This is a genomic window from Brachybacterium sp. AOP42-C2-15, assembly GCF_052377065.1.
In the GTDB taxonomy this organism is placed as follows: domain Bacteria; phylum Actinomycetota; class Actinomycetes; order Actinomycetales; family Dermabacteraceae; genus Brachybacterium.
Genome location: NZ_JBQSWK010000023.1, coordinates 20,128 through 46,373 on the forward strand (window position 1 = coordinate 20,128; position 26,246 = coordinate 46,373).

At 70.3% G+C, this 26,246-nt stretch carries 22 protein-coding genes; 21 read left to right on the top strand and 1 reads right to left on the bottom strand.

All coding sequences use genetic code 11. The features are described 5' to 3' along the window. Window positions 1–121 precede the first annotated feature (121 nt). The 18 genes from rsmH to ACT3SQ_RS12955 all read left to right on the top strand — a co-directional run bounded on the left by rsmH (window position 122) and on the right by ACT3SQ_RS12955 (window position 20,106). A complete protein-coding gene (gene rsmH / locus ACT3SQ_RS12870) occupies window positions 122–1,117 on the top strand; it encodes a 16S rRNA (cytosine(1402)-N(4))-methyltransferase RsmH (RefSeq protein WP_441443524.1) in 996 nt (331 codons plus the stop codon). Window position 1,118: 1 nt separating this feature from the next. Continuing rightward, window positions 1,119–1,637 (top strand): hypothetical protein, encoded by a 519-nt coding sequence (locus tag ACT3SQ_RS12875; protein WP_441443523.1) that lies wholly within the window; start codon window positions 1,119–1,121, stop codon window positions 1,635–1,637. Between the two features lie 2 nt (window positions 1,638–1,639). Next, window positions 1,640–3,475, top strand: a complete 1,836-nt coding sequence (locus ACT3SQ_RS12880; protein ID WP_441443522.1) for a peptidoglycan D,D-transpeptidase FtsI family protein — start codon at window positions 1,640–1,642, stop codon at window positions 3,473–3,475. A gap of 2 nt (window positions 3,476–3,477) precedes the next feature. Then, on the top strand, window positions 3,478–5,055 hold the full coding sequence (locus ACT3SQ_RS12885) for a UDP-N-acetylmuramoyl-L-alanyl-D-glutamate--2,6-diaminopimelate ligase (RefSeq protein WP_441443521.1): 1,578 nt from the start codon (window positions 3,478–3,480) through the stop codon (window positions 5,053–5,055). A 2-nt stretch (window positions 5,056–5,057) separates the two neighbouring features. Next, the gene (locus ACT3SQ_RS12890) at window positions 5,058–6,530 is read left to right on the top strand and encodes a UDP-N-acetylmuramoyl-tripeptide--D-alanyl-D-alanine ligase (RefSeq protein ID WP_441443520.1); all 1,473 of its coding nucleotides are present in this window, start codon (window positions 5,058–5,060) and stop codon (window positions 6,528–6,530) included. Then, window positions 6,527–7,627 carry a phospho-N-acetylmuramoyl-pentapeptide-transferase gene (gene mraY, locus ACT3SQ_RS12895; RefSeq protein WP_444601182.1) on the top strand — a complete coding sequence of 367 codons (1,101 nt, stop codon included), beginning with the start codon at window positions 6,527–6,529 and terminating at the stop codon, window positions 7,625–7,627. Before ACT3SQ_RS12890 ends, mraY begins: the two co-directional genes overlap by 4 nt. Beyond that, window positions 7,624–9,132: a UDP-N-acetylmuramoyl-L-alanine--D-glutamate ligase gene (murD, locus tag ACT3SQ_RS12900; protein ID WP_441443518.1), complete on the top strand. Its 1,509-nt coding sequence runs from the start codon at window positions 7,624–7,626 to the stop codon at window positions 9,130–9,132. Before mraY ends, murD begins: the two co-directional genes overlap by 4 nt. After that, window positions 9,129–10,688: a putative lipid II flippase FtsW gene (gene ftsW, locus ACT3SQ_RS12905; RefSeq protein ID WP_441443517.1), complete on the top strand. Its 1,560-nt coding sequence runs from the start codon at window positions 9,129–9,131 to the stop codon at window positions 10,686–10,688. Before murD ends, ftsW begins: the two co-directional genes overlap by 4 nt. Further along, on the top strand, window positions 10,688–11,776 hold the full coding sequence (murG, locus tag ACT3SQ_RS12910; RefSeq protein WP_441443618.1) for an undecaprenyldiphospho-muramoylpentapeptide beta-N-acetylglucosaminyltransferase: 1,089 nt from the start codon (window positions 10,688–10,690) through the stop codon (window positions 11,774–11,776). Before ftsW ends, murG begins: the two co-directional genes overlap by 1 nt. 35 nt (window positions 11,777–11,811) lie before the next feature. Further along, on the top strand, window positions 11,812–13,332 hold the full coding sequence (gene murC / locus ACT3SQ_RS12915) for a UDP-N-acetylmuramate--L-alanine ligase (protein WP_442331810.1): 1,521 nt from the start codon (window positions 11,812–11,814) through the stop codon (window positions 13,330–13,332). Window positions 13,333–13,736: 404 nt separating this feature from the next. Beyond that, window positions 13,737–14,474 carry a cell division protein FtsQ/DivIB gene (locus ACT3SQ_RS12920; protein ID WP_442331811.1) on the top strand — a complete coding sequence of 246 codons (738 nt, stop codon included), beginning with the start codon at window positions 13,737–13,739 and terminating at the stop codon, window positions 14,472–14,474. A gap of 215 nt (window positions 14,475–14,689) precedes the next feature. Next, the gene (gene ftsZ, locus ACT3SQ_RS12925) at window positions 14,690–16,030 is read left to right on the top strand and encodes a cell division protein FtsZ (protein ID WP_441443617.1); all 1,341 of its coding nucleotides are present in this window, start codon (window positions 14,690–14,692) and stop codon (window positions 16,028–16,030) included. Continuing rightward, window positions 16,027–16,761, top strand: coding sequence for a peptidoglycan editing factor PgeF (pgeF, locus tag ACT3SQ_RS12930; protein ID WP_442331812.1), 735 nt, complete (start codon window positions 16,027–16,029; stop codon window positions 16,759–16,761). Before ftsZ ends, pgeF begins: the two co-directional genes overlap by 4 nt. A gap of 150 nt (window positions 16,762–16,911) precedes the next feature. Next, window positions 16,912–17,400, top strand: a complete 489-nt coding sequence (locus ACT3SQ_RS12935) for a cell division protein SepF (RefSeq protein WP_441443513.1) — start codon at window positions 16,912–16,914, stop codon at window positions 17,398–17,400. Between the two features lie 8 nt (window positions 17,401–17,408). Beyond that, complete coding sequence (locus ACT3SQ_RS12940; protein ID WP_441443512.1) at window positions 17,409–17,699, top strand: YggT family protein; 291 nt, start codon at window positions 17,409–17,411, stop codon at window positions 17,697–17,699. A 96-nt stretch (window positions 17,700–17,795) separates the two neighbouring features. After that, a complete protein-coding gene (locus tag ACT3SQ_RS12945; RefSeq protein ID WP_442331813.1) occupies window positions 17,796–18,494 on the top strand; it encodes a DivIVA domain-containing protein in 699 nt (232 codons plus the stop codon). After that, entirely contained in the window at window positions 18,491–19,183 is a 693-nt protein-coding gene (lspA, locus tag ACT3SQ_RS12950; RefSeq protein WP_441443510.1) for a signal peptidase II, read from the top strand. Before ACT3SQ_RS12945 ends, lspA begins: the two co-directional genes overlap by 4 nt. Beyond that, window positions 19,180–20,106: an RluA family pseudouridine synthase gene (locus ACT3SQ_RS12955; RefSeq protein WP_441443509.1), complete on the top strand. Its 927-nt coding sequence runs from the start codon at window positions 19,180–19,182 to the stop codon at window positions 20,104–20,106. Before lspA ends, ACT3SQ_RS12955 begins: the two co-directional genes overlap by 4 nt. On the opposite strand, the gene ACT3SQ_RS12960 is transcribed toward ACT3SQ_RS12955, so the two are convergent. Then, the gene (locus ACT3SQ_RS12960) at window positions 20,042–20,620 is read right to left on the bottom strand and encodes a GNAT family N-acetyltransferase (RefSeq protein WP_441443508.1); all 579 of its coding nucleotides are present in this window, start codon (window positions 20,618–20,620) and stop codon (window positions 20,042–20,044) included. The genes ACT3SQ_RS12955 and ACT3SQ_RS12960 overlap by 65 nt on opposite strands. Before the next feature lie 32 nt (window positions 20,621–20,652). Here ACT3SQ_RS12960 and ACT3SQ_RS12965 point away from each other — a divergent pair, with 32 nt between their 5' ends. The 3 genes from ACT3SQ_RS12965 (at window position 20,653) to dnaE (ending at window position 26,246) form a co-directional block, all read left to right on the top strand. After that, on the top strand, window positions 20,653–21,390 hold the full coding sequence (locus ACT3SQ_RS12965) for a hypothetical protein (RefSeq protein WP_441443507.1): 738 nt from the start codon (window positions 20,653–20,655) through the stop codon (window positions 21,388–21,390). A gap of 116 nt (window positions 21,391–21,506) precedes the next feature. Beyond that, the gene (locus tag ACT3SQ_RS12970; protein ID WP_441443506.1) at window positions 21,507–22,556 is read left to right on the top strand and encodes a hypothetical protein; all 1,050 of its coding nucleotides are present in this window, start codon (window positions 21,507–21,509) and stop codon (window positions 22,554–22,556) included. A 120-nt stretch (window positions 22,557–22,676) separates the two neighbouring features. After that, window positions 22,677–26,246 carry a DNA polymerase III subunit alpha gene (gene dnaE, locus ACT3SQ_RS12975; protein WP_441443505.1) on the top strand — a complete coding sequence of 1,190 codons (3,570 nt, stop codon included), beginning with the start codon at window positions 22,677–22,679 and terminating at the stop codon, window positions 26,244–26,246.

Genomic DNA, 26,246 nt, shown 5'->3' on the forward strand with positions numbered 1-26,246 from the left:
TGGCAGGACGGCACCGCGAGCAGGATGCGGGTCGACAGGCAGGCAGGAAAGACAGACAGGGAGGACCCGCAGGGGTCCGCTCTTCACGAACAGCACGTACAGGACCCAGGGGAGAGGTGACATGGACGAGACACAGCGCGACCTGCCGGCAGAAGAACGGCACGTCCCCGTCCTGCTGGCCACCTCGGTCGAGCTCCTCACCCCGGCTCTCCAGGAGCCCGGCTCGGTGTACGTCGATGCCACGCTCGGCATGGCCGGCCACGCCACCGCCGTCCTCCACGCTGCTCCCCACGCACGACTCGTCGGCATCGATCGCGACCCCGAGGCTCTCGAGCTCGCACGGCGCCGGCTGGACCGTGAGGGGGTCGGGGACCGGGCCACGCTCGTCCACGCCACCTATGACGAGATCCCCGGGGTGCTCGAGGAGCTGGGCCTCCCCGGCGCGCATGGCGTGATGATGGATCTGGGCCTGTCGAGCTTTCAGATCGACACCACCGACCGCGGCTTCTCCTACTCGGTCGATGCCCCGCTGGACATGCGGATGGACACGGCCTCTGAGGGACCGACGGCCGCGGATCTGCTGCGCGATCTGCCCGAGGCCGAGATCTCCCGCATCCTCCACGACCTCGGCGACGAGCGCTTCGCCAAGCGGATCGCCCGTCGCATCGTCGAGCAGCGACAGATCGCTCCGCTGACCCGGAGCGGCGAACTCGTCGAGCTGCTGGACCGGGCGATCCCCGGCTCCTCGAAGGCCAGCGGCGGCCATCCCGCCAAGCGCACCTTCCAGGCATTGCGGATCGCGGTCAACGAGGAGCTCGAGATCCTCGCCTCCGCCATCGAGTCGGCGCTCGACTGCCTCCACGTCGGCGGCCGCATCGTCGTGGAGTCCTATCACTCCGGCGAGGACCGTCTGGTCAAAACGGCCTTCGCGCGACGCACCCGATCCTCGGCCCCTCCCGGACTGCCGGTGGAGCTCGAGGAGCACAAGCCGTCCTTCGTCCCGATCGTGCGCGGCGCACTCCAGGCTGATGACACCGAGCGCGGCAGCAACTCCCGTGCCGCCTCCGTCCGCCTCCGCGCACTGACCCGTACCCGACCCGCTGAGAGAGCACACTGAGATGGCAAGCACCACAGCCGTTCATGCGCCCGCGATCCGCCCGGTCCGCGGAGCGAAGCCGGCCTCCGCCCCGCGCCCGCGCCTCACGGTGGTCGCGACCCCGAAGGCTGCCGGCAGCTCGATGCCGTTCACGATGCTCTGCACGCTCATCGTCGCAGCGACCCTCGCAGCGCTGCTCTACCTCAACATCCAGATGTCGGACGCGAGCTACGAGATCAACCGCCTGCAGGGCCAGTCCCAGCGACTCAACGAGGAGAGCCAGGCGCTCGCGGAGACCAATGAACGCCTCGGCACGCCCCAGGAGCTCGAGCGTCAGGCGCGCGAGATCGGCATGGTCCCGGTGTCGGATCCGGCATATATCGACCTCGACACGGGCCAGATCATCGGAGAGACGTCTCCGACGGCGCAGACTGAGGCCAACCCTGAGCTCGCAGCGGTACCCGCAGAGGTCGCCGTGCCGCCGGCTCAGATCTACGACGAGCCCGACGCCTACCACGGCATGGGCAACGAAGGGGCCTGAGGATGACGTCACCGCGCAGGAACGGCAGGAAGAACACCCCCCGCTCCGCAGCGGGCTCCCGTCGTCCCCGATCCGGTGGCACCGCGCGAGCTCGGCTCCCGCAGGCTCGTCTGGGCGAGCCCTCCACCCGGCACCGCCTGCTGGTGTGCCTGATCATGGTCGCGGTGCTCGCCCTGTCCGGTCGCCTGATCTGGGTACAGGGTCTCGATGCGAGCGCACGCGCCGAGGAGGCGGTGCAGCAGCGCACCGTCACCCGCACCATCCCCGCCCTTCGCGGCGAGATCACCGACCGCAACGGGACCGCCCTGGCCAGCTCCGTGCAGCGCTACGACCTGTGGGTCAACCAGATGCAGGTGGACGAGTACCTCGCCACCTCGAAGACCGCGGATGTGACCGGAGTCGACGCCGCCGCCGCAGCGCTCGCCCCGGTGCTGGGATGGACGGTCTCGGAGACCGAGGAGGCGCTCACCGGCGACGCCGGATTCTCATACCTGCAGAAGAACGTCGACCCCGAGGTGCGGGACGCGGCTATGTCCCTGCGAATCCCTGGGATCGGCTCCACCCCGGTGGCTGATCGGATCTACCCGGCCGGATCGGTCGGCGGCAACGTCCTGGGCTTTGTCGGCGATGACGGCACGGCCCTGGCCGGCACCGAGCTCTCCTTCGATGAGGAGCTGCGGGGCACCGACGGCAAGACCACCTACGAGCGCGGCGCCCAGGGGCAGATCATCCCCACCGGGAAGCAGCAGACCACCCCGGCCGTCGACGGCAACGACGTGGTGCTCACCATCGACCGCGACCTGCAGTGGAAGGCGCAGCAGATCGTGGCCGGAGCTGTCCAGCAGTGGGGAGCCACCGGCGGCAGCGCCGTGGTCTACAACGCGAAGACCGGCGAGGTCCTCTCGCTCGCGGAGTACCCCAGCTACGACCCCAACAAGCCGGGAGACGCGGAGGAGCAGGACCGGGGCAACCGCTCCATCTCCAACGTCTTCGAGCCGGGCTCCACCGGCAAGCTGTTCACGATCGCGGCCGCGCTCGAAGAGGGGACCGTCACCCCCGAGACGCAGTACGACATCCCCTATGAGAAGTGGTTCGACGGCCACCGCATCAAGGATTCGCACCACCATCCGGACCAGCAGCTGACCCTCGCGGGCGTGCTCAAGAACAGCTCCAACGTCGGCACCGTGCAGATCTCCGAGACCCTCACCCCCGAGGTCCGTCACGACTACCTCAGGGCCTTCGGGCTGGGGGAGCGGACCGGCGTGGAGCTGCCCGGAGAGTCCGCAGGCCTCGTCCACCCGGCAGCGGAGTGGACCGGCCGCACCCGCTATACGACCGCCTTCGGCCAGGGATACAGCGTCAACGCCCTGCAGATGGTCTCCGCGGTGGGCACCTTCGCCAATGACGGGGTGCGGGTCCAGCCCTCGCTGATCGCTGGGATCCGCGAGGACGATGGCTCCGTACGCCCGCTCGGCGAGCCGGAGAGCACTCGCGTGGTCTCCAGCGAGACCGCGGACACCATGCAGCAGCTGATGGACAACTCGGTCGATGACGAGACCTCCAGCGCGGCGGTGCCCGGCTACGCAGTCGCGGGCAAGACCGGTACCGCGCAGGTCGGGGACAGCACCTATACCGCCTCCTTCATCGGCTTCGCCCCCGCCGATGACCCGGAGATCGTGGTCGGCGTGTTCATCTTCGGCCTGAACACCTTCATCTCCGGCAGTCGGGCCGCCGCACCCGCCTTCTCGGAGCTGACCACCTTCGCCCTGCAGAACCAGGGCATTGCGCCGACCGGCGTCACCGGCCGTGAGCTCGAGAACGAGTGGGGAGAGCAGTGATCGTGCCGGCAGAGCCCGTCCCCGAACCCGCCCGCCCGCGCCACCCTCACGGTGCGAGCGCGGCGGACCTTGCCCGCGCCCTCCACACCCTGGCGCCAGGCCACGATCTGACGCTGCGCGGGGTCACCCTCGACTCGCGCGCTGTGGAAGACGGGGATCTCTGGTGCGCCCTGCCCGGCGCCAACGCGCATGGCGCCGAATTCGCCGACCAGGCCGCCCTCCGGGGAGCTGCGATGGCGCTCACCGATGCCGCCGGGCGGGACCGGTGCGAAGCCGCGGGACTGCCGGCCCTGGTGGTCGAGGACCCCCGCGCGGCCACCGCCACCGCGGCGGCCCTCGTCCAGGGCCGTCCCGCCTCGAAGCTCGCCACCGTCGGTGTGACCGGGACCAATGGCAAGACCTCGATCACCACCGCGATCACCCGCACCCTGCTCGAGCTCGGGGTGCCGGCCGGCGCGATCGGCACCAGCGGCACCAGCTATCGCGATGCCCACCGCACGGATCACGAGATCGCGACCGTGCGCACCACCCCCGAGGCGCCGGAGCTGCACGGTCTCCTGGCCCGCATGGTCGAGGATGAGGTCGCGGTGGTCTCGATGGAGGTCTCCAGCCACGCCCTGGTGCTGCACCGTGCCGACGAGGTGGTCTACGACGTCGCCTGCTTCACCAATCTCACGCAGGACCACCTCGACTTCCACGGCACCATGGAGCACTACTACGAGGCCAAGCGCACCCTGTTCACCCCGGCCCATGCACGCCGCGGGATCATCTGCGTCGACGACGCCTGGGGTCAGCGGCTCGCCCGCGAGTCCGAGATTCCGGTGAGGACCTACACCACCCGGCCGGAGATCGACGCGGACCACCGCGCGCGGGACATCCGCGCGGACGGCTACGGCTCGACATTCGTCGTCGACGGGCCCGGGGGCACGAGGCAGCTGCACGCCGCACTGCCGGGACGCCATTACGTCGCCAACACCCTGGCGGCTGAACTGCTGCTGGCGGCGCTGGGGCACACCGGCCCTGACGTCGTGCGGGCGCTCGGCGAGGCCGGGACGGTTCCCGGCCGGATGGAGTCGGTGACCCAGGGCCCTGTCCGCGGGGTCGTGGACTACTCCCACACCCCTGACGCCCTCGAACAGGCCCTCGACACGCTGCGCGCGGTCCCCGGCACCAGGCGGCTGCTGGTCGTGATGGGGGCCGGTGGCGATCGCGATCGGACCAAGCGACCGGCGATGGGAGAGATCGCTGCACGCCTCGCGGACGTGGTGATCGTCACGGATGACAACCCGCGTACCGAGGACCCGGCCTCGATCCGCCGCGAGGTGCTCCAGGGCATCCCTGATGGCACGAACGCGCAGGTCCACGAGGTAGATGGGCGCGGGGAGGCGATCCTCCTGGCGGCGTCGCTGGCGGACGTGTCCGACACCATCCTCGTCGCCGGCAAGGGAGCCGAGACCGGACAGCAGATCGGCGGTATCGTCCAGCCGTTCGATGATCGCCTCCGACTGCGGGATGCACTGCGAGGTGCACCGACCACGCGCGGAGGCGCCGACGCCGACCACATGGATGAAGGACGCTGAGCATGCTCCAGATCACGGCACGGGACCTCGCCGCATTGACAGACGGCACCCTCGTGGGAGGCGCCACGGGTGATGAGCTGGTCACCGGCACCGCGCAGATCGACTCCCGGGATGTGACGCCCGGTGACCTCTTCGCCGCCTTCCACGGTGAGCACGTCGACGGCCACGACTATCTCGACGCCGCCCAGCGTGCCGGTGCTGCGCTCGCGCTCGTCACCGAGGACCGCGGCCTGCCCGCGGTGCAGGTCCAGGACGTGCGGTCCGCACTCACCGCACTCGCCCGCGTCCAGCTCGAACGAGCCCGCGAGGAGAACCCGGAGCTGGTGGTCCTCGCCGTCACGGGCAGCGCCGGCAAGACCGGGACCAAGGACCTGCTGGGCACGATCCTCTCCGCGCACGGGCCCACCGTGGCACCCGCCGGCAGCTTCAACAACGAGCTCGGGCTGCCCCTGACCGTGCTCCGCGTGACATCCGAGACCCGCTACCTGGTGCTCGAGATGGGTGCCCGCGGGATCGGCCACATCGCCGAGCTCACCGCGATAGCCCGGCCCGACATCGCGCTGGTCCTCAACGTCGGCTCCGCCCACATCGGCGAGTTCGGCAGCATCGACGCGATCGCCCAGGCCAAGGGCGAGCTGATCGAGGCGCTCGTCCCGAGTGGCCGCGCGATCCTCAACGCCGAGGACCGACTGGTCGCCGCCATGGCCCAGCGCTCCGCCGCCCCCGTCGTCAGCTGGGGATTCACCACCGGCGACGTCCGCGGTGCGGACCTCTCCCTGGACCAGCGCGCCCGCGTGCGCTTCGACCTGGTGGTCCCCGAGGGACTCACGACGCTGCGCGGCGAGCCCATCGCCGCCGGCCGGTACGCGGTGCACCCGGATCTGCTCGGCGAGCACCAGGGCGCGAACGTCCTCGCAGCGCTCACCGCCGCACTGTCCGCCGGGGTCGCCCCCGCCACGGCCGCCGAGGCGCTCGAGGGTGCCACCCTCGCCTCCGGTCAGCGGATGCAGGTGCTCGAAGCGGCCGGCGTCCTGATCATCGACGACGCCTACAACGCCAATCCCGACTCCATGCGGCAGGCGCTGAAGACCCTCGCCCACCTCGGCCGCAGCCACCGCACCATCGCCGTGCTCGGCGAGATGCTCGAGCTGGGCGCTGACACCGTGCGGCTGCACGACGAGATCGGCCGGCTCGCCGTGCGCCTGAACATCGGGCAGCTGTACTCGATCGGCGACGGCGCGGCCCCGATCCACCACGGGGCGAGCCTCGAAGGCAGCTTCGGCGGGGAGTCCGAGTACCTCGACACCGTCGACGAGGCGATCGCTGTGCTAGAACGTACGGTGCAGCCGGGCGATGCCGTGCTGCTGAAGTCCTCGCGTGATGCAGGACTGCGGCATATCGCCGCCCCCCTCGTCGAACGCCTCTCCCGGCGCGGCGACCTCGGTGGCCAGACGCAGAACGGAGACGACCAGTGATCGCGATCATCATCTCCGGCGCTATTGCCGGAACCCTCTCGATCCTGGGGACCCCGCTGTTCATCAAGGTGCTCGAGCGGCGCGGCTATGGCCAGTTCATCCGCGACGACGGCCCCACCTCGCATGCCACCAAGCGCGGGACGCCGACCATGGGCGGCGTCGCGATCATCCTCGCGGTTCTCGTGGCCTACTTCCTCACCCACCTGGTGCTCTGGACCCCACCCAGCGTCTCGGTGCTGCTGGTGCTCTTCCTCGCCGTGGGCCTGGGGGTGGTCGGCTTCCTCGACGACTACCTGAAGATCTCCCAGCAGGACAGCACCGGGCTGCGGCCGCGTTACAAGCTCCTCGGGCAGTTCGTGGTCGCGACCGCCTTCGCCGTGCTGGCACTGCTGTTCCCGGACGAGAACGGCGCCACCCCGGCCTCATCCCACATCTCCTTCGTGCGCGACATCCCCTGGCTGGACCTGGCCTTCCTGGGCAGCGTGGTCGGCTTCCTGCTCGTCGCGATCTGGGCGAACTTCCTGGTCGCCGCCTGGTCCAACGGCGTGAACCTCACCGACGGGCTCGACGGTCTGGCCAGCGGCGCCACGATCATCTTCACCGGTGCCTACCTGATCATCAGCTTCTGGCAGTGGCGTCAGGTCTGCAACATCGACCTCGACGCCGGGGGAGTGGTGCACTGCTACGAGGCCCGGGACCCGCTGGACACCGCGGTGCTGTGCGCGGCGATCATCGGCGCCTGCGTCGGCTTCCTGTGGTGGAACACCTCGCCCGCCAAGATCTTCATGGGCGACACCGGCTCGCTCGCCCTCGGCGGCGCGATCGCCGGCCTGACGATCGTCTCCCGCACCGAGGTCCTCGGCGCGATCATCGGCGGGCTGTTCGTGATCATCTCGCTCTCGGTCATCATCCAGGTCACCAGCTTCAAGCTCACCGGGAAGCGGGTGTTCCGGATGGCACCTCTGCAGCACCACTTCGAGCTCAAGGGCTGGAACGAGGTCACCATCGTGGTGCGCTTCTGGATCGTGGCCGGGATCCTCGCCGGCATCGGTCTGGGCATCTTCTACCTGGATGCCCTGCCCAGGCTCACGTCATGACCACCGGCGCCCCCGGCATCCCCGTGCTCGAGCGGTCCTGGCCGGGACTGGACGTCAGCGGACTGCGGATCCTGGTGACCGGCTTCGGGGTCTCCGGATACGCGATCGCGGACCAGACCATGCAGCGCGGCGCCCACGTGCTCGTGGTCGACGGCACCGACACCCCCGAGCTGCGCGAGCGTGCTCAGATCCTCGAGGTGCTCGGGGTGAAGTTCCGCCTGGGCCGGGAGCACACGCTCGAGCTGCCCCAGGACACCGAGATCGACCTGGTGGTCACCTCCCCGGGGTGGCGCCCTGATCAGCCCCTGCTGGCCGCGGCGCAGGCCGCCGGGATTCCGGTGTGGAGCGAGATCGAGCTGGCTCGTCGCATGCAGACGGCCGACGGCCCCGCCTGGCTCGGCATCACCGGCACCAACGGCAAGACCACCACCGTCACCATGCTCGAATCGATCCTGCAGCATGCCGGGCTGCGCGCCGTCGCCTGCGGCAACGTAGGACTGCCGGTGATCGAGGCCGCTCTGGACCCCGAGGGATATGACGTGCTCGCCCTCGAGCTCTCCAGCTTCCAGCTGCACTGGACCGAGCACCTGGACTGCGAGGCCGCAGTGGTGCTGAACGTCAGCGCCGATCACCTCGACTGGCACGGCGGCGCGGACTCCTACGCCGCGGCCAAGGGACGGATCTTCGAGGGCGTGCGCACCGCGTGCGTGTACAACGCCGCAGATCCGACCACCCTCTACCTGGTCGAGGAGGCGGACGTGGTCGACGGGGCACGCGCCGTGGGCCTCACACTCGGGCCGCCCGGGGTCTCCGAGCTGGGCGTGATCGACGGCGTGCTGGTGGACCGGGCCTTCCTCGCCGAACGACGCCACGCCGCCGCGGAGCTCGCCACCCTGGCCGATCTCGCTCACCTGGGCCCGCAGGGCGCCGGGCCCCATCTCGTGCTCGACGCCCTCGCCGCCGCGGCTCTCGCCCGCGCGCACGGCGTCGACCCCCGCGCGGTGCGGGACGGTCTGCGCGCCTATCGGATGGGCAGCCACCGCGCCCAGCACCTCACCACCATCGACGGCATCAGCTTCGTCGACGACACCAAGGCGACCAACCCCGCCGCGGCCGCCGCGTCACTGCGCTCCGCCGAGCGGGTGGTCTGGCTCGCCGGCGGCGACACCAAGGGCGCCGATCTCGACGCGCTGATCGCGGGAGCGCACGACCGCCTGGTCGGCGTGGTGCTCCTGGGCGCCGACGACGCTCCGTTCACCGCCGCCCTGACACGACACGCACCCGAGGTCCCCGTCCGGCGCATCGATCCGGGCGACACTGACGATGTCGCCGGGCGCACCCGGATGATGGACGACGCGGTGCAGGCCGCCCGCGCCCTCGCCTCCGCGGGGGACGTGGTGCTGCTGGCTCCCGCCGCCGCCTCCATCGACCAGTTCCGTGACTACGCGGAGCGGGGGGATCTGTTCGCGGCGGCCGTCGCCCGACTGCCAGGAGAGCGCGCATGACGATGGAGGAGACCCGACGGGAACCCCGCGGGGACGCCCGCCGCTCCGCCGGCGTGGTGCGCCCTGATGAGGAGCACCCGCTGGGGAACATCAGTGGCCGCGTCCGAGACGGCATCGGCAGTTGGCTGAAGTCCCCGGCACTGGACTTCTACGGACTCATCGTGGTCGGAGCGCTGCTGATCAGCGTGGGCCTGGTGATGGTGCTGTCCTCCAGCTCGGTCGGGAACATCTCCCGCGGCGACTCCGGCTTCGCCGGCCTGCTGCGCCAGGGCACCTTCGCCGGGATGGGCCTGGTAGCGCTGGTCACCGCGGCTCTGATGCCGCCCGGGTTCTACCGCAAGGCGGCCTGGATCCTGTTCGGTGTCGGCCTCCTGCTGCAGTGCCTGGTGCACGTCCCGGGCCTCGGCGTCGAGGCGTACGGCAACCGCAACTGGATCCAGATCGGCTCCCAGCGCCTCCAGCCCTCGGAGTTCCTCAAGCTCGCCCTCGCCGTCTGGATCGGTGCGCTGCTGGCGATGAAGCGCCCGCTCCTGCATCGACCCTTCCACCTCATCGTCCCGCTGGCCCCGGGCGTCGCAGCCGCTCTCGGGCTCGTCGTGCTCGGCCATGACCTCGGCACCACGCTGGTGATGTGCATGCTGGTCGCCGGCGCCGTCTGGGTCGCAGGAGTACCGCGCCGCTGGTTCATGGCCGCCGGAGCGGCGGGACTGGTCGGAGTCATCACGCTCACCGTCACCAGCGGGAACCGCATGGCGCGCATCAACAACTGGCTCCACGGCACCTGCCCGGGCGACTCCTGCCTGCAGTCGGAACAGGGCCTGATGGGGCTCGCCGAGGGCGGATGGTGGGGCGTGGGCCTCGGGCAGTCCCGCCAGAAGTGGGGACGCCTGCCCGCCGCCGAGGACGACTACATCTTCGCGATCATCGGCGAGGAGCTCGGGCTGATCGGCACCCTCGGCGTGCTGCTGCTGTTCACGGTCCTCGCCCTGCTGATGTTCCGCATGATCACCCGCCTGGATGACCACTTCATGCAGATCACCGTGGCCGGCATCAGCGCCTGGCTGCTCGGTCAGGCCTTCGTGAACATGATGGTGGTCACCGGGTTGCTGCCCGTGATCGGCGTGCCGCTGCCATTCATCTCCGCCGGTGGCTCCGCTCTGCTCGCTTCGATGACCGCACTGGGCGTGCTGCTCTCCTTCGCCCGGCGAGAGCCCGGCGCCGCAGAGGCGATCGGAGCCCGACTCAGCTCGGTGCGCCGTTCGATCAGCGTGCTGCCGGCGCCGCGTGAGCGCGCTGCATCCGGTGCACCCGCCGCGACCCGCCGCACCCCCCGGGGCGCGAAGAAGGCGACGAAGCGCGCCGCGCAGGCGAAGAGCGCAGCGACGACGAAGCGCGCGACGTCGGCCACGAAGAGCTCGAATGCGACGAAGGGCGCGACCACAGCGAAGGGCGCGACCACGACCAAGGGCGCGCCGGCGGCGAAGCCCGTCAAGCGATCCTCCTCCCGCTCGCGGCGCTCGGGCCGCGGCTCCGCTCCCTCTTCCCGGAAGTCATGATGTCCACCACCACGCCCCGCATTCTGCTGGCCGGGGGCGGCAGCGCCGGGCATGTCTCCCCGCTGCTGGCCACCGCCGCTCAGATCACCCGTCGCTGCCCCGAGGCGGAGGTGATCGTGCTCGGCACCCGGGAGGGGCTCGAGGCCGATCTGGTGCCCGCAGCCGGCTACGAGCTGGTCACGATCGACAAGGTGCCCTTCCCGCGCCGTCCGAACGGGGACGCGCTGCGATTCCCTGGCCGCTTCGGCGCGACCCTGGGCCGCGTCCGCACCCTGCTGCGGGAGCGGGAGATCGACGTGGTGGCTGGGTTCGGCGGCTACGTCTGCCCGCCCGCCTACCTCGCCGCGGCCTCGCTGCGACGCCCCCTGGTGGTCCACGAGGCGAACCGTCGGCCGGGCCTGGCCAACCGGCTCGGTGCCCGCCGCGCCGCCGCCGTGCTCACCGCCTTCGAGGGCTCGAGCCTGCCAGGTGCGCGCCGCATCGGGATGCCGATGCGAGAGGGGATCGCCCACCTAGACCGCGCAGCTCGCCGCGAACAGGCCGTGCGCGGATTCGGGCTGGACCCCGCCCGCCCGGTGCTGCTGGCCACCGGTGGCTCCCTCGGGGCCCTGCGCCTGAACACGGCGGTGGCCGACGCTGCTGCCGCTTTCATCGAGGACGGCGCGCAGATCCTGCACGTCACCGGTCGCGGCAAGGCCGAAGGGCTGCCCGAGCTCGAGGGCTACGAGGTGGTCGAGTACGTCAGCGCGATGGAGGATGCCTACGCCGCCGCGGATCTCGCACTGACCCGCTCCGGTGCCGGGACGGTCTGCGAGCTCACCGCCGTCGGCCTGCCCGCAGTGCTGGTGCCGCTGCCCATCGGCAACGGTGAGCAGGCGCTGAACGGCGAGCAGGTGGTCGCCGCAGGCGGCGCCCTGATGGTCGCCGATGGGGAGCTCGATGCGGCCCACCTCCGCCACCAGGTGCTGCCGCTGCTGCGCGACCGCGACCGGCTGTCCGCGATGGCGGCGGCCTCCCGCGCCTTCGGCATCACCGATGCCGCCGAGGTGATGGCCGACGTGGTGACCGGGGTCGCACGCCGAGCCTGACCCGGGACACCCGGCGAGCGGATTACGGTGACCTCATGACTTCTGGCCTCGAGAACGCTTCCTCCCCGCAGGCGACGCCCCGCACGATCCTGCGTGCCGGGGACGTCATCACCCGGCCGGACTGGCCCACCGATCTCGAGGTGCGCTCGGTGCATGTGGTGCGCATCGGCGGGGCAGGCATGAGCGCCGTCGCCCGTCTTGCCCTCGAGTCCGGGCTCGAGGTCAGCGGCTCCGACTCCCAGGACGGCCAGTTCATCGCTCCGCTGCGGGAGGCCGGGGCCCGCATCGGCATCGGCTTCGACGCCTCCCTGCTCGCTGCGGACCTCGACCTGGTGATCGTCTCCACCGCCGTGCGAGCCGACAACCCCGAGGTGCTGGCCGCCCGCGATCGCGGGATCCCCGTCATCCACCGCGCCGCCGCACTGGCCGGACTGCTCCGCGGGCATGACCTGGTCGCCGTCGCCGGCACCCACGGCAAGACGACCACCACCGGGATGGCCGTGTCCGCCCTGCGCGGTGCGGGAATCGACCCGGCCTGGGCGCTCGGAGCCGCGGTCCCCGATCTGGGACGCAACGCAGGACTCGGCGCGTCCCCGACCACGTCGTCCCCGCGCACCGGCCTCGCCGTCGTCGAGGCAGATGAGTCCGACGGCTCCTTCCTCGCCTTCACCCCGCGTTCCCTGGTGGTCACGAACCTCGAGCCCGACCATCTCGACTTCCACGGCGACGCCGCCACTCTGACCGCGGCCTTCGACGCCCTCACCGCGCAGCTCGCCCCTGGCGGCACGCTCGTGGTGTGCGCCGACGACCCGGGCGCCCGAGCGCTCGGCGCGCGTGCCCGGGCCCGCGGCATCACCGTGGTGCACTACGGCACGGAGACGGACGCCCAGTGGTCGCTGAGGGAGGAGCGCAGCGGCCCCCTCGGTGCCGAGGTCGAGATCGACACCCCCCATGGCCCGCTGACCATCCAGCTGTCGGTGACCGGCCACCACAACGTGCTCAATGCTCTGGGCGCCCTCGCCGCCACCGCAGCGGCCGCCCCGGACTCCTCCGCGGCCGCCCTCGCCGCAGGCCTCGCGACCTTCACCGGCGCCTCACGCCGCTTCGACGTGGCCGGGACCGTCGGGGGAGTGACCGTGGTGGACGACTACGCCCACCATCCCCGGGAGGTCGCCGCGACCATCGCCGCCGCCCGCGGCATCGTCGCCTCGCAGACGGCCCCGGGCCGCGTGCTCGTCGTGTTCCAGCCCCACTTGTTCTCCCGCACCCGCGACTTCGCGATCGACTTCGCCGCCGCACTGTCTGCCGCCGATCACGCCTGGGTGCTGCCCGTCTACGCGGCCCGCGAGGACCCGGACCCCACGGTCGACGCACGGACCCTCACCGACCTCGCCGCCGCGTCCGTGACGCCGGTCGCCGCGGGGACGGAGCTCATCGAACAGGCGGTCGCCGAGGCCCAGCCGGGGGACCTGCTCCTGATGCTCGGTGCCGGCGACATCGTGGAGATGACGCCCCCGCTGATGGCCGCTCTGCGCAAGCTCGAGGACGGCAGCTGATGGCGCGCCGCCCCACCGCCCCGAAGCCACGGCAGGGCGCCCGGCGCGCCGCCCCCGCGCCGACCCCGAGACCGAAGAAGCCCACCCCGCCGCCCGCGACCCCAGCGTCGTCCGCTCCGACGGGCCCTTCTGCCCCGTCGGCCCCGTCTGCGCCGTCTGTCCGCTCTGCACGCCCCGCGTCCGCTGCTCGCCAGTCGTCCTCGGCACGCTCGGGGCGTCCGTCGCCCTCGGCGCCCTCGGCGCGGTCTGCTCTCTCTGCCCCCTCGCCGGCACAGTCACCGGCATCAGCTCCGGCTCCTCGCGGGCGCACCGTCGGCCGCCCCCAGACCTCGGAGGTCCGCCCTCCGGAGCACTCCGCGCCCGCCGCGGGGTCGCCGGCTGCGGGGGCAGAGGGCGGCGGCCGGGTGGTGCAGGCCTCCGAACGATTCCGCGAGCTGGTGGCGGGAAGGCCCTGGAGGCGTCGCCGCCGCGCGATCATCGCCGGCGTCCTGATCACGGTGCTGGTGCTGGTCGCCGCGGGCGTCACCGCGATCTTCCTGCCCGCGCTGCAGGTGCAGAAGATCGCGGTCGAGGGGACCGGCTACGTACAGGAGCAGGATGTCCAGGCCGCGGCCTCCGCGCGCGCCGACGGCAGCATGCTGCTGCTGGCCACCGGAGCGATCGCCGAGGACGTCTCCGAGATCCCCGGTGTCGACTCGGTCGAGGTCGAACGGGTCTGGCCGGACGGCGTGCGGGTCAGCATCACCGAAGCCGTCCCGATCGGACTGCTCACGAAGGCCGACGGCACCACCGCCGTGGTCGACGCCGGAGGGCAGGAGCTGCCGCCCGCCGCGGGCGAGGGGACCGCGCTGGTTCCACTCGTCGTCTCCGGAGGGTCCGCGGATCCCGAGGGTGCGGCCGCAGCGATGACCGATGTCATGGCAGGGATGCCCGAACCGCTGCGCGGAGCGGTCCAGGAGGTCACCGCCTCCAGCCTGAGCGACGTGACGGTGCTGCTCGCCCTCGAGGACGGCGGCACCAAGACGGTCGTCTGGGGAGATGCCCGCGACGCGGAGCTCAAGGCCGAGGTGGTCCAGGCGCTGCTCGGACAGCCCGGCACCATCATCGATGTCTCTTCCCCGGTGGCTCCGGTCACCCTCTGACGTAATTTGGGGTCGTGGCGATGATCTCGCCCGCCCTCGGACGCCGACACGCGCACGTGGTGTTTGCGTGCAGGTGATTGCGTCCATAGCGTCAAGGGAAAGGAGAAGCGCCCCGAAGTCCGAACCTCAACTCGAGGTATAGGGTTTCGGAAGTCCACGACCAGGTGCGACGCAGGCCCCCTCCTCGGATGAACGACAAGAGCAAGGACCAACACGTGGCCGGAACCCAGATCTCACTCGCAGTCATCAAGGTCGTCGGCGTCGGCGGCGGAGGTGTCAACGCCGTCAACCGCATGATCGAGTCCGGCCTCAAGGGCGTCGAATTCATCGCGATCAACACCGACGCCCAGGCACTCCTGATGTCCGACGCGGACGTCAAGCTCGACGTCGGCAAGGAGATCACCCGCGGACTCGGCGCCGGCGCCGATCCCGAGGTCGGCAAGCGCGCCGCCGAGGACCACGCCGAGGAGATCGAAGAGGTCATCCGCGGCGCGGACATGGTCTTCGTGACCGCCGGAGAGGGCGGCGGCACCGGCACCGGCGGCGCCCCCGTCGTGGCCAAGATCGCCCGCAGCCTCGGCGCCCTCACCATCGGTGTGGTCACCCGCCCCTTCACCTTCGAGGGCCGTCGCCGCTCCACTCAGGCGGAGTCCGGCATCGCCGCACTCCAGGCCGAGGTCGACACCCTCATCGTGATCCCGAATGACCGCCTGCTCTCCATCGCGGACAAGCAGGTCTCCATGCTCGACGCCTTCAAGAGCGCGGACCAGGTCCTCCTCTCCGGTGTCCAAGGCATCACCGACCTCATCACCACCCCGGGTCTGATCAACCTGGACTTCGCCGACGTCAAGTCCGTCATGCAGGGCGCCGGCAGCGCCCTGATGGGCATCGGCTCGGCCCGCGGCGAGGACCGCGCCCTGCAGGCCGCCGAGCTCGCGGTGTCCAGCCCCCTGCTCGAAGCCTCGATCGACGGCGCCTATGGCGTGCTGCTCTCCATCCAGGGCGGCAGCGACCTCGGCCTGTACGAGGTCTCGGAAGCGGCCCGCCTGGTCCAGGAGGCCGCCCACCCCGATGCCAACATCATCTTCGGCTCCGTCATCGACGACGCCCTGGGCGATGAGGTGCGCGTGACGGTCATCGCGGCCGGCTTCGAGGGCGGCGGTCCGGCCCAGCGACAGGACGTCACCCCGCAGCATCGCCCGGCACCCCGTGCCGAGCAGCCGCGCGCCGAGCAGCCCCGCGCAGCGGCACCGCGCGCTCCCCACCAGGAGCAGCGCACCGCCCACGGGGCCAGCGCCGGAGCGGCCGGTTCCGGTGCGCCCGGGGCCTGGGGACTGCCGCAGCAGGCCTTCTCCCCGTCGCGACCGAGCGCGACCGAGCCCGAGACCGAGGTGCTCGACGCGGCGGATACCGAGGGCGGGCAGTACTCGCAGCAGGAGCGGGTCGCGCCGCAGCCCGCACCGCGAGCCCCCGAGCGCGAGCCGGCACGCCCCCCGCACATCGAGGAGCCGCCGTCCGACGATGACGACCTCGATCTGCCGTCCTTCCTCAAGTGACCTCAGCACTTCCTGCACGGGCCTCGCGACTTCGCGGGGCCCGTGCCCTGTTCACGGGGCGTGAGGGCGGGGTCAGCACGGGTGAGCACGCCGGGTTGAACCTCGCGCGCCACGTCGGGGACGAGGAGCGATCCGTCACCCGCAACCGGGAGCTGCTCGAGACTGAGCTCGGAGTGCCGCTGATCTTCGTGGATCAGGTCCACTCCGCGGACGTCCACGTGCTTCCACCGACGGGAACCGCGCCGGTGGTCACCGCCGACGCCCTGGTCACCGATCGCCGGGATGTGGGGCTCGCGATCATGGTCGCGGACTGCCTGCCGGTGCTGCTGAGCGATCCCGTCTCCGGCACGATCGCTGCAGCCCATGCCGGGCGCGTGGGACTGCTGGCCGGAGTCCTGCAGCGGACCATCGAGGCGATGGCAGAGTTCGGGGCCCGCCCGGCGGATCTCACGGCGAGCATCGGGCCCGCGATCTGCGGTGCCTGCTACGAGGTGCCCGCGGCGATGCGGGAGGAGTCGGCACGGCTGCTGCCCGCCACCTGGGCAACCACCTCCTGGGGCACGCCCTCCGTGGATCTGCGCGCGGGCGCGATCGAGGTGCTCTCCGCGGCGGGTATCCCGCCCTCCGCCATCGACGCGGACCATCCGTGCACCCTGGAGGACGAACGCTTCTACTCCTACCGCCGCCAGGCAACCACCGGGCGCTTCGCCGGGATCCTGCGCCGCGAGTGACGCGCCCGCCCAGACACGCTCACGACACGCCGGGCACCTCCCGGGGTCGAGGAAATCCCTGCGGTAGTTTCAACGGGTAAGGGCTCCCGCGCACTCCCCGTGCTTCCCTGGAGCCCTGGTCAGCGTGAACAACAGACTGGGAGATCTGCGATGGGAACCTGGCGCAACGCCATGGTCGCACTCGGCCTCGCCAACGAGGTCGATGACGAGTACTACGAGGACGAACGGCTCCGCCATGACGAGGTTGCCGCACCGTCCCGCCGCACCGAGCGTGGCCCCGAGGCCGCACCAGAACGGGAGGCCCAGGTGACCCCGATCCGTCAGCATTCGAACGTGGTGGCCATGGCCCCGGCAGTGGAGGAGTCGATGCACCGCATCACCACGATCCATCCGCGGTCCTACAACGACGCCAAGGCGATCGGCGAGTCGTTCCGTGACGGCGTCCCCGTCATCATGAACCTCTCGGACATGCAGGACGGCGACGCCAAGCGCATGGTCGACTTCTCGGCCGGGCTGGTCTTCGGCCTGCGCGGCACCATCGAGCGCGTCACCTCGAAGGTGTTCCTGCTCTCCCCGGAGTTCGTCCAGGTCGACGGGGATACCTCGGCCGACGAGGGCAGCTTCTACAACCAGAGCTGAGCGTTCCCGTGCAGATCGTCGCAGGAGTGCTGTACCTCGCAGTGCTGGTGTATCTCCTCCTGCTCATCACTCGCCTCGTGCTCGAGTGGATCCAGTCCTATGCCAGGGAGTACCGGCCTTCGGGGCTGATGCTGGTCCTGTTCGAGGTCGTCTACACGCTGACCGACCCTCCTGTGCTGGGGCTGCGCCGCCTGATCCCGCCCTTGCGGATCGGCGCGGTGGCGCTCGACCTCAGCCTGATGATCCTGCTGGTCCTCGGATGGATCCTGCTGCGGGTGCTCGGCGGAATGGCGATGTGAGGAGGCTCCGGTCCAGGAACCTCTGCAGCATCCGCTAGGCTTGAACGCGCCGCGCCCACCGCGCATCTGAACTCCCGCACTAAGAAAAGGTGACCCATGGCTCTGATGCCCGAAGACCTACAGAATCAGCGGTTCACGCCGGTCCGGTTCTCCGAGGGCTACGACATGGACGAGGTCGACAACTTCCTCGACAACGACGTGGAACCTCGCCTGAAGGAACTCCTCGCTGAGAACGAGCGCCTGAAGAAGGAGCTCGAGGAGGCGCACAACCGCATCGCCGAGCTCGAGACCGGCACCAGTGCAGCGGCACCCGTCGGCGATGTCTCCGCGACCGGTGAGACGGACGCGATCATCGATACCACGCCCATCGGCGCCGACGATGAGGTCGAGATCGATGCCACCGCACCGCAGGCCGTGGTCGAGGACGAGGCCGTCGAGCAGCCCGCCCCCGTGGCCGCGCCGGCGCCGGAGAGCCCCGATCAGTCCGCCGCCGGCATCATCGCCCTGGCGAACCGTCTGCACGACGAGTACGTCAAGAACGGTGAGGACGAGCGCGATCGTCTGATCAGCGAGGCCAACGACGAGCACATGCGCATCGTCGGCGAGGCCGAGGAGAAGTCCCGCACCACGCTCGCCGACCTCGAGACCAAGAAGGCAGAGCTCGACAAGACCATCGAAGGCCTGCGCAACTTCGAGCGCGACTACCGCAACCGTCTGCGCAACTACCTCGAGAACCAGCTCAGCGATCTCGACAGCAGCGAGACGCAGGACAAGCAGGCGAACTTCGGTCTGTGAACACCCCTGCTTCCACGCCGACGAGCGCCGGGCCCCAGGGGTCCGGCGCTCGTCGCCGTCTGAGCCGTGGAACAGTCCTCGGCACCATCGCCGGGATCGGCGCGGTCCTCGCCGTGATCGACCAGATCACCAAGAACTGGGCGGTGGAGTCGCTGCCCCTGCTGGATCCCCAGCCGTTCATCGGTGAGATCCTCCAGCTGACCCTGCTGTACAACAGCGGGGCGGCCTGGGGGATGGGCTCGGAGATCACCCCGGTGGTCACCTGCCTGCAGATCGCGATCGTGATCGGCGTGATCGTCTTCGCCGTCAAGGCGGTCCGCTCGCCCTGGTACACCGTCGCCCTCGGTCTGATCATGGGTGGCGCGCTGGGCAACATCCACGACCGCCTGCTGCGCGATCCGGGGCCCTTCCGCGGCGCCGTCGTCGACTTCCTCGAACTGCCCAATTGGCCGGTGTTCAACGTCGCCGACATGGCCGTGGTGGGCGGCGCGATCCTGATCGTCGCCCTGGGCCTGTTCGGGGTCGACGCGGATCCGGCACGTCGCGACGCCGCTGCCGATACCGCAGCTGCAGGTGGCGCGCCAGCTGGCGACGCCACCGCGCCAGCCGCTGGCGCCGCCGACGACACTGCGCCGGCTCATGACGACACCGAGCCGACTCACGATGACACCGTGCAGGAGAAGCAATGAGTTCCTCCCGCACGCTGATGGTGCCCGAGGGGCTCGCCGGGGAGCGGATCGATGTGGGCATCTCACGGATGCTGGGTCTCTCCCGCACCCGCGCCGCAGAGCTCGTGACGAACGGCGGCGTCCTTGTCGATGGCCAGGTCCCGGCCCGCTCCACCCGGCTCGAGCCCGGCGCGATGGTGTACGTCGAGCTGCCGGACGAGAAGCCCGCGGTCGAGGTCCGGCCGCAGATCGCCGACGGCATGAGCCTGATCCACCAGGATGACGACATCGTGGTGATCGACAAGCCCGTGGGAGTGGCGGCGCACCCGAGCGCCGGCTGGTCCGGCCCCACCGTGCTGGGCCATCTGGCCGCCGCGGGCGTGAGCATCCGCACCACCGGCGACGCGGAGCGGCAGGGCATCGTGAGCCGCCTGGACGTGGGCACCAGCGGGCTGATGGTGGTGGCACGCACCGAGCGCGCCTACACCACCCTCAAGGATGCCTTCCGTGCCCGCGAGGTCGGCAAGGTGTACCACGCGGTCTGCCAGGGCACCCCGGAGCAGCCGGCGGGCACCATCGAGGCCGCTATCGGGCGCTCCCCGCAGCACGACTACAAGTTCGCGGTGCGCAGCGACGGCAAGCACTCGGTGACCCACTACGAGACGCTCGAAGCCCTGCAGGGCGCGACCCTGCTGAAGGTAGGCCTCGAGACGGGACGCACCCATCAGATCCGGGTCCATATGGCCGCGCTGCATCACCCGCTGGTGGGCGACCCGCTGTACGGCGCGGACCCGCGTCTCGCCGAGCGGGTGGGCCTGATTCGCCAGTGGTTGCACGCGATGGAGCTGACCTTCATCCACCCCGCCACCGGCGAGGAGGTCAGGTTCGTCTCGCAGTACCCGGCAGATCTGCAGTCGGCGCTGGAGGCCTTGCGGGGTCATTGAGCCGGGCATGCTCCCGGCGGGTGATCCGGAACTGCTCATAGCGCCCGGTCCCCCCGAGGAACTCCTCCTGCTCTCCGCTGCCGGTGCTCCGCATCCCGATCCGCTGCAGGATCCGCAGCGATGCTGCATTCGCGGGCAGTGCCTCCGCCCACACCGACTCCAGGCCCAGCACGTCGAAGGCGTAGTGGAGAGCGGCCCCTGCGACCGCGGTGCCGAGCCCTTTCCCCCAGCAGGTGCTGGGGCCGATCGCATAGCCGAGCTCGCGCTCCCACGGTCCGACGCCGTGCAGGTCGACATAGCCGATCAGCACCTGATCCCGTACGGCGCCCAGGCGCAGCAGCTCGGGTGGCGGGGTGTTCACCAGACCGGTCCAGAACGCGCGCAGCTCGGAATCGGGGAGGCCGGGGCTCCACCCGGCGTGCTCGACGAAGCGTGGGTCTTGGCCCCAGGAAGAGAAGACCGGGACATCGGCCACATGCAGCGGGCGCAGGCGGATCACAGCGGTGGCGGGCACGCGCACAGTCTGGCAGGCGGTAGCGTCGAAGGATGAACGATGAGCAGATCTCCCGTGCGCTGACGCCCTCCCACGAGGCGGCGCTGGACCGTCCCGACTTCCCGTTCCTCCGGGTCGCCCGCCGCCTGGGCATCGATCCGGCCGGTGCCGAGGTCACGCTGCGCGATGCTGAGCGGGCCCGTGAGGCAGTCGCCGAGGCGGTGCGCACCTATCTCGCGGCTGATGACGACCGTCGCGCCGGCAAGGCGCCATCCACGCCGATGGCGCTGGACCCGGACTTCCCGACCGGCGTGGGCATGGCGCTGGTCGGCGCGGCGGTCCTCTGGGAAGCCAGGGATCTGGTCCCGCGGGTCGCGCTCCGGGTCGCCAAGGACCACTTCGAGGATGGGGCCGACGAGCTGGCCGCGAGCTATGCCGCCCTGGTGCAGGAATCCGTGGACCCGGGGGAGGACTCCCGGGACGATGCCGTGGCCTGGGCGGCGCAGTCGCTGTTGGTCTCGGTGCTGCAGCGTTCAGGGAGCCCGGCCCAGGCCGAGGAGGTCGCCCGTGATCTCGTCGCCCATGCGATCCCGATCGATCTGTGGCGCGTTGACGATCCCACGCTCCCGGATGATTCGATGGCCTGGCACGGCGGTGCCTTCGTCGGCGGCATCCCGCCGCGCCGCGATGAACGCTCGCTCAGCTTCGAGGACGTCCACGACTACCTGGACTCCCTGCTCCAGGAGACCCGGCGGGAGCAGCAGGCCGAGGGAGACGGCACCAGGAGCTGAGCGGCATGAGCGGCTCCTGAGACGCACGTGCCGAGCGCGAGACTCGAGACGCGAGAGCTGAGTGCGAGACGCTGGAGCATCCGGCACCGGAGCTCCCACCTCCGTAGGCTGTCCCCATGACCGAACCCCAGGGCGCCCTCCTCACGGGCAGCGTGAACTTCGATGATGCCGAGAAGACGATGCGCACGGTGGCGGAGATCCTCGGCCGCCATGTCCGGCGCATCCCCGACGGCGAGGTAGGGAAGAGATTCCACTGGATCATGTTCCAGCCGGACGTCCTCGGCCAGGCCGCAGGCATCGAACGCGTCGGCGAGCAGCCGATCCCCTTCGGCGCCGGCATCGATGCGCGGCCGCTGCGGCTGGCCGACGGCGTCGACCCCGCCGGGATCACGCTGCCGCCGCTCGGCTACGCCGCCGCGGCGAAGGACTCCTATCCGATCTTCGCCCGGCTGCGCGAGCAGGGCGTGATCGCGCAGGGGATCCGCTTCCAGGTCTCCCTGCCGACACCGGTCGCAGTGATCTCCTCCTTCTTCACCGGTGCGGACAGGGCCGCCATCGAGCCGATCTACACCGAAGCGCTGCTGCGCGAGCTCGAGGAGATCCTCGAGGCGATCCCGCACGAGGACCTCGCGATCCAGTGGGACGTGGCCAGCGAGCTGGGGATCCTCGAGGGTGCCTCCGGCTACGGCAGCCCTATGGAGGGCTGGTGGAGTGGGGATCTGCTGGCGGGCATCGTGACCCGGCTCGCGGCGCTGGTGGATGCGGTGCCGCTGGATGTCGAGGCCGGGGTGCACCTCTGCTACGGCGATGCGGGGGAGCGGCACTTCGTCGAACCGCGCGATGCCGCCACGCTGGTGCAGCTCGCCGACGCCCTGGTGGACAGCGCCGCCCGGCAGCTGACCTGGCTGCATCTGCCGGTGCCCATCGAGCGGGACGATGCGGCGTACTTCGCTCCGCTCGCGCAGCTGCCACGGCTGGACGAGCTGTACCTCGGGCTGGTGCACCGCGAGGACGGCTCCGAGGGGGCGCGGCGGCGCATCGCCGCAGCGTCCACCGCGCTGAACCAGCCCTTCGGGGTGGCCACCGAATGCGGGATCGGCCGTGCTCCGCAGGGCACCACCGAGGGGATCCTGCGCACCCACGCGGAGGTCTCCGCACCGCGGTGAGCCCCGGTGCGCGCCCGGCGCGCCCGGTGCGGGCCGGGCGACACGCCGGAGGTGCTGGGTGACCTCTCCGACCCCTCCCTGAATCCCTCGGTCGGAGGCTCCACGGCTACTCTGGTGGGTATGGCTTCCGCGGACTCTGATGACTTCGTGCATCTGCATGTGCACACCGATTACTCCCTGCTGGACGGTGCTGCGAAGATCGACAAACTCGTCGCCGAGACGAAGCGGCAGGGGCAGAGCGCGGTGGCGATCACCGACCACGGCTACCTCTTCGGCGCCTACGAGTTCTACAAGGCCGCGACCGATGCCGGCGTCAAGCCGATCATCGGGGTCGAGGCGTATGTGACCCCGGGGACCAGCCGCCATGACCGCACCCGCCAGCAGTGGGGCACCAAGGAGCAGCAGGCCGCCGGCGATGACGTCTCGGCCCGCGGCGCCTACACCCACATGACCCTGCTGTCGAAGTCGACCCCGGGCATGCACAACCTGTTCCGGCTCGCCTCCGAGGCGTCGCTCGACGGTCAGATGGGCAAGTGGCCGCGCATGGACCGCGAGATCCTCTCGAAGTACTCCGAGGGCCTGATCGCGACCACCGGCTGCCCCTCCGGCGAGGTCCAGACCCGCCTGCGCCTGGGGCAGTTCGACGAGGCGGTCAAGGCCGCTGGCGAGTTCCAGGACATGTTCGGCAAGGACAGCTACTTCATCGAGCTGATGGACCACGGCCTGGACATCGAGAAGCGGGTCACCAAGGACCTGCTGGAGGTGAGCAAGGCGATCGGCGCCCCGCTCGTGGCCACGAACGACCTCCACTACGTCACCGAGGACGATGCGCAGATCCAGGACGTGCTGCTGTGCATCAACTCCGGTTCGCGCCTGAACGACCCCAACCGCTTCAAATTCGGCGGCTCCGGCTACTTCCTGAAGTCGGCGCGGCAGATGCGCGAGCTGTTCCGCGAGTTCCCTGAGGCGTGCGACAACACCCTGACCATCGCCGAGATGTGCGAGGTCGAGTTCCGCACCACCGACGAGGGCGCGAACTACATGCCGAACTTCCCCACCCCGCCCGGGGAGGACGAGGAGTCCTGGTTCGTCAAGGAGGTCCAGCGGGGCCTGGAGTACCGCTACCCCTCCGGCATCCCCGATGATGTGCAGAAGCGCGCCGACTACGAGGTCTCCGTGATCCTGCAGATGGGCTTCCCGGGCTACTTCCTGGTGGTCTCGGACTACATCAAGTGGGCCAAGGAGCAGGACATCCGGGTGGGCCCGGGCCGTGGCTCCGGCGCCGGCTCGATGGTCGCCTACGCGATGCGCATCACCGACCTCGACCCGCTCGAGCACGGCCTGCTGTTCGAGCGGTTCCTGAACCCCGACCGCGTGTCCATGCCCGACTTCGATGTCGACTTCGATGATCGCCGCCGCGGCGAGGTGATCGAGTACGTCGAGCGCAAGTACGGCGATGACCGCATCGCCCAGGTCATCACCTACGGCGTGATGAAGACGAAGAACTCGCTCAAGGACGCCGCCCGCGTGCTCGACTACCCCTTCGCGATGGGCGACAAGCTCACCAAGACCCTCCCGCCCACCGTGATGGGCAAGGACATCTCGGTCAACGGGATCTTCGACCCCGAGGACAAGCGCTACGCCGAGGCGGGGGAGTTCCGCCGGCTGCATGACGAGGATCCCGACGTCCAGAAGGTCGTCGAGGTCGCCCGGGGCGTCGAGGGGCTGACCCGTGGCTGGGGCGTGCACGCCTGCGCCGTGATCATGTCCAGCCACCCGCTGAAGGACATCGTCCCGATGATGCGCCGCCCCTCGGACGGCCAGATCATCACCCAGTTCGAGTACCCCACGCTCGAGACCCTCGGCCTGCTGAAGATGGACTTCCTGGGGCTGCGGAACCTCACCGTGCTCTCCGACGCGATCGCGAATATGGAGCGCAACGGGAAGGTCCCGCCGGACCTGGAGACCCTGCCGTTCGACGACCAGAAGACCTACGAGCTGCTGCAGCGCGGCGACACCCTGGGCGTCTTCCAGCTGGACGGCTCCGGCATGCGCACCCTGCTGCGGCAGATGAAGCCCGACCAGTTCGGTGACATCACCGCGGTCTCGGCGCTGTACCGTCCGGGCCCGATGGGCATGAACTCCCACACCAACTACGCGCTGCGCAAGAACGGGCTGCAGGAGATCACCCCGATCCACCCGGAGCTCGAGGAGCCCCTCTCGGAGATCCTCGGCGAGACCTACGGCGTGCTGGTCTATCAGGAGCAGGTCATGCAGACGGCGCAGAAGGTCGCCGGCTACAGCCTCGGTCAGGCCGACATCCTCCGCCGCGCCATGGGCAAGAAGAAGAAGTCGGAGCTGGACAAGCAGTTCGCCTCCTTCGAGGCCGGTATGCAGGACAACGGGTACTCCAAGGCCGCCGTGACGGCGCTGTGGGAGACCCTCATGCCGTTCGCCGACTACGCCTTCAACAAGTCGCACTCCGCCGCCTACGGGGTGGTGTCCTACTGGACCGGCTACCTCAAGGCGAACCATCCCACCGAGTACATGGCCGCGCTGCTGACCTCCACCCAGGAGAACCGCGACCGGCTGGGCCTGTACCTGGGCGACTGCCGCCACCGCGGCATCACCGTGCTGCCGCCGGATGTGAACGAGTCCGATCTGTACTTCTCCGCCGTCGGCGAGGACATCCGCTTCGGGCTCTCGGCGATCCGCAACGTCGGTGCCCACGTGGTCGAGGAGATCATCCGCACCCGCGAGGAGAAGGGCGCCTTCACCTCCTTCACCGACTTCCTGGACAAGGTCCCGCTGTCGGTGTGCAACAAGCGCACCATCGAGTCCCTCATCAAGGGCGGTGCCTTCGACCAGCTCGGCGCGAACCGTCGCTCGCTGGTGCTGATCCATGAGGACGCCGTGGACTCCGTGGTCGATGTGAAGCGCAAGGAGGCTCAGGGCCAGTACGACCTGTTCGCCGATGTGTTCGGCGGCGGCGCGGACGACGGAGACATGACCACCGGCTCCGCAGCGACCATCACGATCCCGGATCTTCCCGAGTGGGACCGCAAGGAGAAGCTCGCGTTCGAACGGAACATGCTGGGCCTGTACGTCTCCGACCATCCGCTGTACGGGCTCGAGCATGTCGTCGCCCAGAACTCCTCGACCACGATCAGCGCCCTGGCCGATGACGGTGCCGTCGAGGACGGCGCCATGGTGACCATCGCCGGGCTGATCACGACCCTGCAGCGCAAGACCACCAAGAAGGGTGACATGTGGGCGATCGTCACCGTCGAGGACCTCGAGGGCTCGATCGACTGCCTGCTGTTCCCCTCCACCTATATGACGGTCGCCGGGGAGCTCGCTGAGGATCTCATCGTCTCGATGAAGGGGCGGGTGGACACCTCCAAGGGCATGCCGGAGCTGCGGGTGATGGAGATGACCGTCCCCGAGACCGGGGGAGGGGCCGACGGGCCCGTGGTCATCGCCCTGCCGGCGACCCGCGCGACCGAGCGTGTGGTCAGCGAGCTGCGCGGGGTGCTGGAGGACAATCCCGGCGCCAGCGAGGTGCGGCTGCGCCTGCAGGAGCCGGGCCGCACCACCCTGATGCAGCTGGACAAGCGGCTCTCGGTGAACCCCTCGGCCGCGCTGTACGCCTCGCTGAAGACGCTGCTGGGCCCCAGCTGCCTGCAGTGA

Bases quoted from the DNA above. Each gene is read 5' to 3' on its own strand.
- ACT3SQ_RS12890 (WP_441443520.1), top strand. From the start codon at position 5,058: ATGCTCCAGATCACGGCACGGGACCTCGCCGCATTGACAGACGGCACC.
- murG (WP_441443618.1), top strand. From the start codon at position 10,688: ATGTCCACCACCACGCCCCGCATTCTGCTGGCCGGGGGCGGCAGCGCC.
- dnaE (WP_441443505.1), top strand. From the start codon at position 22,677: ATGGCTTCCGCGGACTCTGATGACTTCGTGCATCTGCATGTGCACACC.
- ACT3SQ_RS12875 (WP_441443523.1), top strand. From the start codon at position 1,119: ATGGCAAGCACCACAGCCGTTCATGCGCCCGCGATCCGCCCGGTCCGC.
- murC (WP_442331810.1), top strand. From the start codon at position 11,812: ATGACTTCTGGCCTCGAGAACGCTTCCTCCCCGCAGGCGACGCCCCGC.
- rsmH (WP_441443524.1), top strand. From the start codon at position 122: ATGGACGAGACACAGCGCGACCTGCCGGCAGAAGAACGGCACGTCCCC.
- ftsW (WP_441443517.1), top strand. From the start codon at position 9,129: ATGACGATGGAGGAGACCCGACGGGAACCCCGCGGGGACGCCCGCCGC.
- ACT3SQ_RS12955 (WP_441443509.1), top strand. From the start codon at position 19,180: ATGAGTTCCTCCCGCACGCTGATGGTGCCCGAGGGGCTCGCCGGGGAG.
- ACT3SQ_RS12965 (WP_441443507.1), top strand. From the start codon at position 20,653: ATGAACGATGAGCAGATCTCCCGTGCGCTGACGCCCTCCCACGAGGCG.
- ACT3SQ_RS12945 (WP_442331813.1), top strand. From the start codon at position 17,796: ATGGCTCTGATGCCCGAAGACCTACAGAATCAGCGGTTCACGCCGGTC.
- ACT3SQ_RS12935 (WP_441443513.1), top strand. From the start codon at position 16,912: ATGGGAACCTGGCGCAACGCCATGGTCGCACTCGGCCTCGCCAACGAG.
- murD (WP_441443518.1), top strand. From the start codon at position 7,624: ATGACCACCGGCGCCCCCGGCATCCCCGTGCTCGAGCGGTCCTGGCCG.
- ACT3SQ_RS12970 (WP_441443506.1), top strand. From the start codon at position 21,507: ATGACCGAACCCCAGGGCGCCCTCCTCACGGGCAGCGTGAACTTCGAT.
- ACT3SQ_RS12880 (WP_441443522.1), top strand. From the start codon at position 1,640: ATGACGTCACCGCGCAGGAACGGCAGGAAGAACACCCCCCGCTCCGCA.